Origin of the sequence: Kitasatospora sp. NPDC057936 (assembly GCF_042887525.1) — a bacterium.
In the GTDB taxonomy this organism is placed as follows: Bacteria; Actinomycetota; Actinomycetes; order Streptomycetales; family Streptomycetaceae; genus Kitasatospora.
Window position 1 is genome coordinate 1 of record NZ_JBHVPD010000066.1, and the last position, 13,284, is coordinate 13,284.

The 13,284-nt window shown below is 73.7% G+C and carries 9 protein-coding genes; 8 read left to right on the top strand and 1 reads right to left on the bottom strand.

The annotated features are described in order from the left end of the window. The first annotated feature begins 439 nt into the window (after positions 1–439). The 8 genes from ACFVU9_RS29240 (at position 440) to ACFVU9_RS29275 (ending at position 12,383) form a co-directional block, all read left to right on the top strand. Positions 440–1,345: an aKG-HExxH-type peptide beta-hydroxylase gene (locus tag ACFVU9_RS29240; protein ID WP_380498118.1), complete on the top strand. Its 906-nt coding sequence runs from the start codon at positions 440–442 to the stop codon at positions 1,343–1,345. 239 nt (positions 1,346–1,584) lie between these two features. Beyond that, positions 1,585–1,770 (top strand): FxSxx-COOH cyclophane-containing RiPP peptide, encoded by a 186-nt coding sequence (gene fxsA / locus ACFVU9_RS29245; protein WP_359962476.1) that lies wholly within the window; start codon positions 1,585–1,587, stop codon positions 1,768–1,770. A 34-nt stretch (positions 1,771–1,804) separates the two neighbouring features. Continuing rightward, the gene (locus ACFVU9_RS29250) at positions 1,805–4,183 is read left to right on the top strand and encodes an FxsB family cyclophane-forming radical SAM/SPASM peptide maturase (RefSeq protein WP_380439924.1); all 2,379 of its coding nucleotides are present in this window, start codon (positions 1,805–1,807) and stop codon (positions 4,181–4,183) included. 152 nt (positions 4,184–4,335) lie between these two features. Next, positions 4,336–5,058, top strand: coding sequence for an aminoglycoside N(3)-acetyltransferase (locus ACFVU9_RS29255; protein ID WP_380498116.1), 723 nt, complete (start codon positions 4,336–4,338; stop codon positions 5,056–5,058). A gap of 99 nt (positions 5,059–5,157) precedes the next feature. Next, entirely contained in the window at positions 5,158–5,868 is a 711-nt protein-coding gene (locus tag ACFVU9_RS29260; RefSeq protein ID WP_387598432.1) for a hypothetical protein, read from the top strand. Positions 5,869–6,005: 137 nt separating this feature from the next. Continuing rightward, positions 6,006–7,361: a TIR-like protein FxsC gene (locus tag ACFVU9_RS29265; protein ID WP_380507503.1), complete on the top strand. Its 1,356-nt coding sequence runs from the start codon at positions 6,006–6,008 to the stop codon at positions 7,359–7,361. Continuing rightward, complete coding sequence (gene fxsT / locus ACFVU9_RS29270) at positions 7,358–11,365, top strand: FxSxx-COOH system tetratricopeptide repeat protein (protein ID WP_387598435.1); 4,008 nt, start codon at positions 7,358–7,360, stop codon at positions 11,363–11,365. The genes ACFVU9_RS29265 and fxsT overlap by 4 nt, the downstream gene beginning before the upstream one ends. A 55-nt stretch (positions 11,366–11,420) precedes the next feature. After that, positions 11,421–12,383 carry a 2-hydroxyacid dehydrogenase gene (locus ACFVU9_RS29275; RefSeq protein WP_387598438.1) on the top strand — a complete coding sequence of 321 codons (963 nt, stop codon included), beginning with the start codon at positions 11,421–11,423 and terminating at the stop codon, positions 12,381–12,383. Between the two features lie 21 nt (positions 12,384–12,404). Here the strand turns inward: ACFVU9_RS29275 and ACFVU9_RS29280 are convergent, their stop codons facing one another. Then, complete coding sequence (locus ACFVU9_RS29280) at positions 12,405–13,259, bottom strand: alpha/beta fold hydrolase (RefSeq protein WP_380440056.1); 855 nt, start codon at positions 13,257–13,259, stop codon at positions 12,405–12,407. Positions 13,260–13,284: the final 25 nt, after the last annotated feature.

Consider the following 13,284-nt stretch of genomic DNA (forward strand, 5'->3'; position numbering starts at 1 on the left):
GGTTAAGACCGTTGGCAGTCTGAAAATCACCCGTCACGCCCCTCTCCGCGGCCACCCCCTCCGCCACCCCCTCCCGCAGCCCGACCCTCTCGCCTGTGGGGGGAGGGGGAAGGTGGGTGGTTTGGGTGCGTGCGTTGGTGCGGCGGGTGGAGGTGGTTGAGGGGGGTGGGTCAGTTGGGGAGGGGGTGCTTCGGCCATTTGGGTTATGTGCGGCTGTTGGCGGCGTTTCCCGTCTGCCAGGGGGTGAGACTGCCGCCGGGTGGTATCGGACTGGGAGGACGTTGCGGTGACGGGTACGGGTGAGGCTCTGGCGGTCGGGGTGCCGGGCGCGCGGGGGGCGGACGGGTTGCCCCGGCACGGGGTGGACCGGGCCACGTTTCGGGCGATCGCGGGTGGGCGGGGAGGGGCGGGGGCTGTTCGGCTCCTGCGTGCGGGGCAGTTGAGCAAGCGGGCTCTGCTGCTGGTGGCGCTGCGCCGGGCGGCTCCGGAGGACGACGGGTACCACGCGGCGTACGCCGAGGTGCGCGCGCTGCAGCGGGCGGACCGGGTGCGGTGGGAAGAGGTGCTGCTGCGACCGGAGTTGGACGCCTGGGCGGCCGACTGCCTGCGCGGCCTGGCGGCTGGTGAGGATGTGCAGTTGGGTGGGCTGGGTGAGTTCGTGCGGCTCGGTGCCGGGCGTCCGCTGGCTCTGGAGTGCGACGGGCTGCGCTGGGCTCCGGTGATCGACCACGTCGGGCCGCACCGGGTGGACTACGGGCGGCCGCCGGCCGGGCCCCTGACGCCTTCCGAACTGGCCGTGTGGGAGGTGCGGTTGGCGGATGCGTGGGGGATTCTGGTGCGGCGGCACCGGTGGCACGCGGAGGCTGTTGCCGCTTGTGTCACCACGATCGTCCCGCTCCGGCCGGCTCCCGGCGGGGAGGCGGTGAGCGCGGCCGCCCGGCGCGCGTACGGCGCGGTGGCGGCTTCGCTGCCGGACGATCCGGTGCTGCTGGCGCTGGCCCTGGTGCACGAGTTCCTGCATGTCCAACTCGGCGCGCTGCTCGACCTCGTGCCGCTCCACCGGCCCAACGGCGCCGCCGTCTACCACGCTCCCTGGCGGCCCGACCTGCGCCCGGTCGGCGCGCTGCTGCAGGGGACGTACGCGCACCTGGGGGTGGCCGACTTCTGGCGGACCGAGGCCGCCTCGGGGGCCGGCCGCGAGCGTGCGGAGCGGGAGTGCGAGCGCTGGCGGGCGCACACGCTCTCGGCGGGTGAGACACTTTTGGCGAGCGGCGAACTCACCGACTACGGTCTGGAGTTCACGGCGGAAGTGGTGCGGTCCGTCCGCGAACCGGGTGGGGGATGACCGGTCGATTCGAACGGCGGCTCGAAGAATCCCGCTTCGGCGCGCGCCACGGCGAAGTGCGCGACCGCCGAACGGGTGAATTCTCGGCGTCCCACGCGCCACCGCACGGTGTCGGGCCGTTGCGGACACCAACGCGAAACCGCAAGGTGCCGCGCTGGTGCCTCGCGGGCACTACATTGGTCGCAACCGGGTGGCTTACCCACCCTCGGCAGGTCGTAACCGCGCCTAAGGAAACGAATATGACACCGGTAACCAGCATCAGGCCGGCCGGCAACCTGACTGACCCTCAGGAGACGCCGGAGCGCCCCTCCCTCGCCGATCTGGCCGCGCTGGGCGCGGAAGAGCTCGCCGAGAGCCTGCGGCGCGCACTCCCCGGCGCGGAATCCGGCCTCGTGCCGGTCGCGGCCTTCAACTCCTCGATCTGACCGGCGGGCCGAGACCGACCCTTCGAGTCAGACCATGACGACGCGAATTCCCCTGACGCAATTCGTGGTCAAGATGCACAGCCGGTGCGATCTCGCCTGCGACCACTGCTACGTCTACGAGCACGCCGACAGCAGCTGGCGCACCCGGCCGAAAACCGTCGGTGACGAGATCCTGGCCAAGGCCGCCGAACGCATCGGCGAGCACGCGGCCGCCCACCGGCTGCCCGCCGTCCGGGTCGTCCTGCACGGGGGAGAACCCCTGCTCGCCGGCCCGGACCGGCTGCGCCGCGCCGCCGAGGAGCTCCGGGCGGCGCTCCCGCCCGGCTGCGCCCTCGACCTGCGCATCCACACCAACGGCGTGCTGCTGAGCCGCGCCTTCTGCGAGCTGTTCGCCGAACTGGGCGTCCGCGTCGGCATCTCGCTCGACGGGGACCGCGCGGCCAACGACCGCCACCGGCGCTTCGCCGACGGGCGCAGCAGCCACCCGCAGGTCCTGCGGGCCGTCGCGCTGCTGCGCGAGCCCGCGTACCGGCACCTGTTCGCCGGACTGCTGTGCACGATCGACGTCGAGAACGATCCGGTCGCGGTCTACCGGGCCCTGGTCGAACTCCAGCCACCCGCCGTCGACTTCCTGCTCCCGCACGCCACCTGGGACGACCCGCCGAAACGTCCCTCCACGCTCGGGCCGACCCCGTACGCCGACTGGCTGCTCGCCGTCCACGAGCTGTGGGAGGCGGACCGGCGGCCGTTCGCCGTGCGGACCTTCGAGTCCGTCCACCGGACGCGGCGCGGCTTCTCCAGCCTCACCGAGTCGCTCGGCCTGGAGCCCTCCGACCTCGCGGTGCTGGAGACGGACGGTACGTTCGAGCAGGCCGACAGCCTGAAGACCGCGTACGACGGCGCCCCCGCCACCGGGCTGAACGTCTTCGAGCACACCCTCGACGACCTCGCCGGGCACCCCGGCGTCGCCGCCCGCCAGTCCGGTCTCGCCGGCCTCTGCGGCACCTGCCGCACCTGCCCCGTCGTCCGGAGCTGCGGAGGCGGTCTGTACGCCCACCGCTATCGGAGCGACGATGGGGGAGGCGGCTTCGACAACCCCTCCGTCTACTGCGGGGACCTCATGGCGCTCATCAACGGCGTGGCGGCGTACGGCGGTGCGGTGGCCGTCCCTGCGCAGAACGCCGCCCCGGTCGTGCCGGCGGCGCTCGCCGACCACCAGCTCGACGAGCTCGCCCGGGGCTACGGGAGCGCGGACACCGTCCACGCCCTCGGCCGCTCCCAACTCGCCCTCACCCGGGCGATGCTGGCCGCCGCCTGGGACGCCTCCGGACAGGGGCGGGCCGAGGCGTGGTCACTGTTGGCCGCGCTGGACGTCGCCGCCCCCGCCGCCGTCGACGCCGTCCTCGCCCACCCGTACGCGCGCGCCTGGGCCGCCCGGCGGCTCGCCGGGGACCTCGGCACCGGGCTCGGGCCGCTGGCCGCGCTCGCCGCGGCCGCCGCGGTGCGAGCCGCCCGGGGCGACGCGGTGGCCGTGCCGGTGCGCGGCGGGTGGCTGCACCTGCCGACGCTCGGGCGCCTCGCCCTCCCGGACGGGGAGGCCGTCGTGACGGGCACGGCGGACGGCCTCTCCGTCCGCGCCTCCGACGGGACCGTCCGCACCCTGCTGGACGAGCCGCTGCGGCGGGTCCGGCTGGCGGGCGGGTGGACGGTCGCGCTGGAGGACGTCGACCCGCTGCGCGACAGCCACGCCCACGCGGTGTCGGCCCGTCTCTCGGGCGGCGAACTCCTCGACTGGACGGGTGCGTTGCGCGAGTCCTGGGAACTGCTCGGGCGGGACCTGCCCGGGTACGCGGAGGGCATCCGGGCCGGCCTCACGACGGTGACCCCGTTGCGGCCGGGCCCCGCGGGCCGGGACGTCAGCTCGGCGGCCCGGCAGGCCTTCGGCGCGGTGGGCATCGCCCGCCCGGCGACGGCGCCGACGCTCGCCCTCCTGCTGGCCCACGAGTTCCAGCACGTGAAGTTGGGCGCGGTGCTCGACCTCACGGACCTGTACGACCGAGGCGACGACACGCTGTACTTCGCGCCCTGGCGGCCCGACCCCCGGCCGCTGGAGGGCCTGCTCCAGGGAACGTACGCCCACCTGGCGGTCACGGAGTACTGGGGCACCCGCACGCTCGCCTACGACGGGCTGCCGGGCGAGGCCGCGGACCGAGCCCGGCGCGAGTTCGCGCTGTGGCGGCGGTACACCGCGGAAGCCGTCGAGCGGCTGGCCGGTTCGGGCGCGCTGACCGCGCTCGGATTGCGCTTCGCCGACGGCATGCGTGCCACCGTGGCCCCCTGGCTGGCCGTACCGCTGCCCGCGGCGGCCGAACGGGCGGCCGATCGGGCCCGGCGGGAACACGCCGCGGTCTGACCACCATCCACCCGCCCCGGGGCTCCCTCACCCGGGGCCCATGATCCCGGGGTACCGTCATCCTCACCGAATCCCGCGCCGGCAGCGTCGCCGCCGCACCACTCGCCCTGCTCGCCCGTGAATTCACCGAAATCGGAGTCCGCGCGGGTGCGGTGCTCCACGTCCAGGCGTCCCTGCGTGCGCTCGGCCCGGTGCCCGGCGGCGCGACGACGGTGGTCGAGGCCCTGCTCGAAGCCCTGCGGGACGAGGAGGGGGAAGGCACCCTCGTCGCCTACACGGCGACCCCGGAGAACTCGGCCACCTCCCGGATCCACCGGGCCGAGACCGCCGGGCTCTCTCCGGAGCGCCGGGCCGAGCACCTCGACCGGATGCTCCCGTTCGATCCGGCCAGTACGCCGTGCTCGCCGACCATGGGGACGCTCTCGGAGACGATCCGCACGCATCGGCGTGCCCGGCGCAGCGACCACCCCCAGACGTCCTGGGCGGCCGTCGGCAAGCACGCCCGGGCGATCACCGCGCACCACCCGCTCACCTCCCACCTCGGCCCCGACTCCCCGCTGGGCCGCCTCTACGACCTCGACGCCCAGGTCCTGATGATCGGCGTCCCGATCGCCCGCTTCACCGGCTTCCACCTCGCCGACCTGCGGATGCCCGACGTCCCCCAGCGCGAGTACCGCTGCGTCGGCCCGGACGGCTGGACCACCTTCAAGGCCCCGGACCTCGACGACCTCCACTTCGCCGACCTGGGAGCCCGGGTCCTCGCCGCCTCCACCACCCTCACCACCCGCCGCATCGGCACTGCCCACTGCCGCCTGATCTCCCTCCGGGAGGCCGTCGACCTGGCCGAACACGTCCTGCGCCGATCCCGGTCCTGAGCCGTCCGACTGTCGCCAACGGCACACGGGCTCGCTCGCCGTTCCGGGCGGGCCCGCGCGTAGGATCCGCGCAGGTGTTCGTTGTGCGAAGGGTTCGACGTGGGTGTCAAGCGGGCTGCTGTGGTCGGCGGGGTCGTGCTGGCCCTGGCCGGGCTTGCCGGGTGCGGGAGCGGTGACGAACCGGCCATGAGTGCCGGGACGGTGCTGGAGCAGGGGCACAAGCAGTTCGCCCAGGCCGCGTCGGTGAAGATCACCGGGAGCGAGAGCGACTCGGGGCAGAAGATGACCTTCGCCGTGTCGGCCGCGGCCGGCGGGGACTGCACGGGGTCGTTCGACTTCGGGGACCAGGGGAAGGCCGAGCTGCTGCGCAGCGGCGGGCAGACGCTGTTCAAGGAGGACGAGCGGCTGCTGGCCAGGCTCGGCGGGGACAAGGCGATGGCGGCCGGAAAGGACCACTGGCTGCGGATCAAGGACGGGGACGACCTGCAGACCGTCACCACGTTCTGCGACCTCAAGAGCACGCCCGTCTTCGGGGACGGCGACTGGTACAAGGACGTCGCGTCCGAGGGGACCGCGACCGTGGACGGGCGGAAGGCCGCCGGGATCCTCGCGACCTCGTCCAAGGACGGATCGTTCGAGGGGTACGTCGCCACGGACGGGCCCGCGCGGCCCCTCCGGGTCGAGTCGCCGCACGTGGGCGGGAGTTCGGACGGCACCACGATGGACTTCTCGGACTACGACGCCCCCGTCACCGTCAGCCTCCCGCCCGCTGATCGGATCATCGATCTGGACTCCCTCAAGCAGAGCTGACCAGCACGTCGTTTCGGTCATGTCAATTCGTGCGAGTCGTTGTGCTATTCCATTGGGGTGCCAGTCGTTCCTACACTGAAGCCCCGCGCACGGGGGCTGCGGGGAACAGGTTGCCGGCGGGCCCGGGGGAGGCGCGTGTGAACGACCGGGGCTGGGACGAGGACGACGCCAGGCCGTACTTCTTCCTCTCCTACGCCCACACCCCGAGGTCGGGCGCGCGCGGTGCCGGGGATCCGAACCACTGGGTGCGCCAGCTGTACCGGGACCTGTGCGAGGCGGTGCTCCAACTGACCACCGTGCCCGCCGGGGTGCCGGTGGGGTTCATGGACGAGTCCATGCACCAGGGCGAGTTGTGGGCGGAGCGGCTGTCGGAGGAGCTGGCCAACTGCCGGGTGTTCGTGCCGCTGTACTCGCCGCGGTACTTCAACAGCGTTCCGTGCGGCCAGGAGTGGCACGCCTTCACCCGGCGGCCGGTCTATCCGGCGAACCTCGATTCCGAGCGCACCAGCGGGATCGTGCCGGTCTTATGGGCGCCGATGAGCCGCTACAAACTGCCCAGGGTGGCCGGCGACCTCCAGTTCAACCACACGAGCTTCGGGCCGGACTACGCCACCGAGGGCCTGTACGCGCTGATGAAGCTCACCTACTTCCGCGCCGCCTACGAGCTGGCCGTGCACCGGCTGGCCGCGCGGATCGTGCAGGTCGCCGAGGAGACGGTGATCCCGGTCGGGCGGCGGCTGGACTTCAACGCCCTGCCCAGCGCGTTCAACGTCACCGCGCCCACCAAGCAGCTCCGGATCTCCGTCCTCTCCTACCACCAGGGCGAGTTGCCCGAGGACCGCAGCCCCGACTACTACGGCGCCAAGCGCACCGACTGGCACCCCTACCGCCCCTCCGGCTCCCCGATCGCCCAGCACGCGGTGCGCCTCGCGCGGCAGTTGGGCTTCCAGCCGACCGTGCACGAGTTCGACGACGAGGCCGAGGCGATCATCGGCGGCGAGGCCGCCGCGCCCGGCCTGCTCCTGCTGGACCGCTGGGCGCTGTGCGACGAGCGCCGCCGCGAGCTGGTCCGGCGCTTCGACCGCTCGGACGCCACCTGGGTGGGCGTCCTGGAGCCGTGGAACATGGACGACCCGGAGTGCCAGGAACGCGAGGGCGAGCTCGGCGAACTGAGCGACCGCACGCTGCGGATCACCCGCCGGGCCAGCCGCCCGAGCTTCCTCGGCGCGACCGGCACCGCCGGGCTCACCAGCCTCGACGACTTCGACGACGCGCTGCCCCGGGCCGCGATGAAGGCCAAGTACGCCTTCGAGAGCCGCACCCGGGCCGAGCCGGACGACCCCCCGGCGCCGCGGCCCAACCTGCGGGACGCGTTCCGGCGCGAACCCGACCCCTTCGGACCTGGCCCCACCGACCGCGACGACCACCCAGACCGCGACGACACCGACGACGACCCCGGCTACGGGACGGCGCCCGTGGGAGGACCCAGATGAGTGACAACACCACCAGGAACCTCCGCCTCGGGGGGCTCACCGCCGCCGACCTGGCCGCGCAGCGCGAGGCCCGCGGCCGGGCGCAGGAACAGGACCGCGGCGGGCGGATCATCACGTTCTACTCGTACAAGGGCGGCACCGGCCGCACCATGGCGCTCGCCAACACGGCCTGGATCCTGGCCGCCAACGGCTACCGCGTGCTCACCGTCGACTGGGACCTGGAGGCGCCCGGCCTGGCCAAGTTCTTCCACCCCTTCCTCGACCCGGCCTCCCTCGCCGGCACCACCGGCATGATGGACCTGATCGCCGAGTACCGGGAGGAGGCGCTGCGCCCGGTCGAGCACGCCGAGGGCTGGCACCTCGACTTCGCCCGCGTCCACCCGCACGCCCTGTCGCTGTCCTGGCCGCTGTTCCCGCGCGGCGGCAGCCTCGACTTCCTCTCCGCCGGCCAGTTCAACCGGGACTACTCGGAGGCCGTCACCCACCTGGACTGGGACATCTTCTACGACCGGTTCGACGGCGGGCAGTTCTTCGACGCCCTCAAGGCCGACATGGCCAAGCGCTACGACTACGTCCTGATCGACTCCCGCACCGGCCTGTCCGACATCGCCGAGATCTGCACCGTGCAGATGCCCGACGACCTCGTCGTCTGCTTCACCCTCAGCGACCAGTCGATCGACGGCGCCTCCCGGATCGCCCAGCACATCCACGACCGCTACCGCGAGCGCGGCATCCGCATCCTGCCCGTCCCGATGCGCATCGACGAGGGCGAGAAGGAGAAGGCGGACGCCGGCCGCGCCCTCGCCCGGGTGCGCTTCGACGGGCTGCCGGCCGGCCTGGGCGGCGAGGAACTCGCCCAGTACTGGGGCTCGGTGGAGATCCCGTACCGGCCGTTCTACGCCTACGAGGAGATCCTCGCGACCTTCGGCGACCAGCCCGGCACGCCCACCTCGATGCTCGCCGCGTGCGAGCGGCTGACCTCCGTCATCACCGAGGGCCGGGTCACCAACCTGCCGGCGGTGGACGAGGAGGTGCGGCTGCGCTACGTCGACGCGTTCACCCGCCGCCGCCCCTCCGTGCCCGCCGACCTCTACCTGTCGTACGTGCCCGAGGACCGGATGTGGGCGGACTGGATCGAGTCCGTCCTCACCCGGGCCGGCTTCCGGGTGCTGCCGCGGGACCTCAGCGCCGGCACCGACCCGCGCGAGGAGACCGAGCGCGGCATCGACGCCGCCTACCGGACGGTCGCCGTGCTCTCGCCCGCCTACCAGCGCTCCCCGCAGGCCCGGGCCCTGTGGGAGTCCGTGGTCAGCTCCGACCCGTCCGGGACGCGCCGCCAGCTCGTGCCCGTCCGGGTCGGCGACGTGCGGCTCACCGCGCCGTTCAGCAACCGCAACCCGGTCGACCTGGTCGGCCGCGACGAGGCGCAGTCCGTCCAGACGCTGCTGCGCGCGCTCGGCCGCGGCGAGGCCGCCCTGCCGGAGGGCAACGGCGGCGGGCCGCGCTTCCCCGGCAGCAAGCCCGCCGTGTGGGACGTCCCGCCGCGCAACCCGTCCTTCACCGGCCGCGCCGCCGTCCTGGAGCAGCTGCGCAACCAGCTGCGGGGCGGCATGGCGGCCGTCCTGCCCACCCCGCAGACGCTGTACGGGCTCGGCGGCGTCGGCAAGACCCAGGTCGCCCTGGAGTACGCGCACCGGTTCATGTCCGACTACGACCTGGTGTGGTGGATCGACGCCGAGCAGACCGAGCTCGTCGCCCCCGCCCTCGCCGAACTGGCCCGGCGCCTGGGCCTGCGCGTCGGCGACTCCGTCACCGAGGCCGCCGAGGCCGCCCGGGAGGCACTGCGCCTGGGCCGGCCCACCGCGCGCTGGCTGCTGATCTTCGACAACGCCGACGAGCCGTCCGAGATCCGCCGCTTCTTCCCCGGCGGCTCCGGCCACATCCTGGTGACCTCCCGCAACCAGGCCTGGACCGGGCACGCCGAGGCCCTGGAGGTCGACGTCTTCACCCGCGGCGAGAGCGTCGAGCACCTGTGCCGGCGCGCCCGCGGCCTGTCCCGGGCGGACGCCGACCGGGTCGCCGAGGCCGTCGGCGACCTGCCGCTCGCCGTCGAGGTCGCCGCCGCGTGGCTGGACACCACCGGCACCCCGGTCGAGACGTACGTCACCCAGCTGCACGCCGAGGCCGCCCGCGCGCTGGCCGTCGCCCGGCCCGCCGACTACCCGACCCCGGTCGGCGCCACCTGGAACGTCTCCATCGGCCGGCTGCGCCAGCAGTCCCCGGCCGCCGTGCGGCTGCTCCAGCTGTGCGCGTTCTTCGCGCCCGAGCCGATCTCGATGAACCTCTTCTACAGCGACCAGATGATCCGGGCGCTGGTGAAGTACGACGCCGACCTCAGCGACAAGTTCATGCTGGGCAAGGTCATCCAGGCCATCGGCCGCTACGCGCTCGCCAAGGTCGACGCCGGCAGCAACAGCTTCCAGGTGCACCGGCTCGTCCAGGCCGTGATCCGGGCCGAGATGACCGAAGAGGAGCAGGAGGTCGCCGTCCACGAGGTGCACCGCATCCTCACCGGCGCCCGGCCCGTCCTCGGCGACACCGACGACCCCGCCAACTGGCCCGCCTTCGACGAGATCTGGCCGCACCTGTCGCCCTCCAAGGCGCACAACTGCGACGAGGCCGACACCCGCCAGCTGCTCATCGACCGCGTCCGCTACCTGTGGAAGCGCGGCGAGCTCGACCGCGCCCGCGACCTCGGCCACGCCCTGGACACCGAGTGGACCCGCAAGCTCGGCGAGGGCGACCGGCAGACCCTCCTCCTGCGCTTCCAGCTCGCCAACGTCCTGCGCTCCCAGGGCAACTACGCCGAGGCCCTGGCCCTGGACGAGGACACCCTGGAGCGCCAGCGCGGCCTGCTCGGCGAGCACCACGCCTACACCCTGATGACGGCCGGCTCGCTCGGCGCCGACCGCCGGGCCCTCGGCCGGTTCCAGGCCGCCCTCGAACTCGACCGCGAGATCCTCTCCCAGTTCCGCGAGCTGTTCGGCGACGACCACCCGCGCACCCTCGCCATGGCCAACAACCTGGCGATCGACTACCGGCTCGTCGGCGAGAGCGAACTCGCCCGCGAACTCGACCAGGAGACCCTCGACCGGCGCACCGCCGTCCTCGGCGCCAAGCACCCCTACACCCTCTCCACCAAGTCCAACCTCGCCCGCGACCTGCGCGAACTCGGCGACTACCAGGGCTCGGTGGAACTCCTCCAGGAGGTCACCGCCGACCTCGGCGACGTCCTCGACCCCGACCTGCCGGAGAACCTGCGCAACGCCAAGTCGCTGGCCGTCTCGCTGCGCCGGATCGGCCAGCTCGCCGAGGCCCGCCGGATCACCAAGGAGACCTACGAGCGCTACCTGGAGCGCTACGGCGCCGACGCCCCCGACGCGCTCGCCTGCGCGCTCAACCTGGCCGCCGACCACAGCGCCTCCGGCGACAAGGAGACCGCGCGGGACCTGTGCGCGACCGTGTTCGAGGGCCACCGGCGGCTGTTCGGCGACGAGCACCCGTTCACCCTGGCCTGCGCCAACAACCTCGGCATCTACCTGCGCGGCAGCGGCGACGTCCCGGGCGCCATCGAGCGCGGCCGGGCCACCGTCGACGGGCTCACCCGCTCCGTCGGGCCGGACCACCCCTACACCCTCAACGCGATGATCAACCTGGCCAACGCGTACGGCGACGACGGGCAGACCCAGCGCGCCGAGGAGCTGGGCCGCGCCGCCTACGAGGGCCTGTGCGCCCGCTACACCCCCCGGCACCCGGACGCCGTCGCCTGCGAGGCCAACCTGGCGATCACCCTGCGGGCGGCCGCGCGGCACGGCCAGGCGGCGGAACTGCGGGCCCGCTCGATCGCCGAGCTGATCCGGCAGTTCGGCGAGGAGCACCCCAACACGGTGTCGGCACGCGGCTGGAAGCGGATCAACCGGGACCTGGAACCGCAGCCGGTGTGACGCGTCGGGGAACGTTCGCAGGGACGTTCAGGGGGGCGGGGTACGCTCCGGAGCCATGACTACCCTGCCCCCGGTCCTGGTCACCCGCCGCCTCGCGCCCGGGGTGATCGAACGGCTCACCGCGCACCACGCCGCCACCTGCCACGACTCCGACCGCTCGATGCCCCGGCCGGAGCTGCTGGCCGCCCTGCCCGGCCGCCGGGCCGTCCTCACCACCCTGGACGACCGGGTGGACGCCGAGTTCCTCGACGCCGCCGGGCCGCGGCTGCGGATCGTCGCCAACCACGCCGTCGGCTACCACAACGTCGACGTGGCGGCCTGTGCCGAACGGGGGGTGCTCGTCACCAACACCCCCGGCGTGCTCACCACCGCCACCGCCGACATGGCCTGGGCGCTGCTGCTCGCCGCCACCCGCCGGCTCGGCGAGGGCGAACGGCTGCTGCGCTCCGGGCAGCCGTGGGTGTGGGCGCCGAACTTCCTGCTCGGCATGGAGCTGTCCGGCACCCCGCTCGGCATCCTCGGCATGGGCCGGATCGGGCAGGCCGTCGCCCGGCGGGCGCGCGGCTTCGACATGCCCGTGAGCTACCACAACCGGAGCGAACTGCCGTCGGAGCGGGCCGAGGGCGCGCGGTGGAAGCCGCTGGACGAGCTGCTCGCGACGTCCACGGTGCTGGTCGTCACCTGCCCGCTCGGTGCGGCCACCCGGCACCTGCTGGACGCCCGGCGGCTGGCGCGACTGCCGCGCGGGGCCGTCGTGGTGAGCATGACGGCGGGCGTGGTCGACGAGGAGGCGCTCGCGGCCGCCCTGGAGTCCGGCGCGCTGTTCGCCGCGGCCGTCGACAACTTCGAGCACGAGCCCGCGGTGCCGTCCGCCCTGCTCGCCCAGGAGCGCGCCGTGCTGGCCCCGCACCTCGGCAGCGCCACCGTGGCCACCCGTCAGGCGATGGGCGGGCTGGCCGTGGACAACGTCCTGGCGGTGCTGGCCGGGGGCGAGCCGCTGACGCCCGTGAAGGCCTGACGCCGGTGAAGGCCTGACGCCCTAGCCGGCGGCCCAGGCCAGGGCGGTGGTCAGCACCCGGAAGGCGCCGAAGTGCGCGGCGCCGGGCTCCAGGAAGAGCTCGGCGCCCGGGATGTGGTCGGCCAGCCAGCGGGAGTGCTCGACCGGCGAGAACTGGTCGTCCGCGCCGTGCCACAGCCAGGTCGGCACCGCGATGTCCTCGCACTTGAAACCCCAGTCGGCGGTGAACGCCAGTACGTCGTCGATCCAGCCGTCCGCGCCGTGCCGGAACGCCTCCCGGTAGTTGCTCTGCAGCATCCGCCGCAGCCCGCTGTCGGCCACCACCATCCGGTCGGCGGGCGACAGTTCGGGCCGCAGGCCCTTCAGCAGCCGGACCGGGTCGTCCTTGATCTGGCGGGAGCGGAACTCCATCGTGTCCGCGATCCGGTCGTGGCCGCGCTCCGCCTCCCGGTAGGCGCGGACGTTCGACGGGGTCATCCCCGCGTACCAGTCCAGGCCGGTCGCGTTGCGCGGCGCGAGCCCCACCAGCACCGCTACCCGGCTCACCCGCTCCGGCAGCAGCGCCGCGCAGGCCAGCGCGTGCGGGCCGCCGCCGGAGCGGCCCAGCACCGCGAAGGCCTCCAGGCCGAGGTCGTCCGCGATGGTCCGCACGTCGGCCGCCGCCGCGCTCACCCGCCGCCCGACCTGCCGGGTCGAATCGCCGTACCCGGGCCGGTCGTAGGAGATCAGGCGCACCCCCAGCCGGTACAGCACGGTGCTGCGCGGGTGCGGGCCGACCCGGCTGCCCGGCATGCCGTGCAGCAGGAACACCGGACGGCCGCGCGGATCGCCCAGGGACTCCACGGCGAGTGCGCGTCCGCCCGGGGCCTTGACCATTCGTAACGCCACGCGCCTGCCTCCT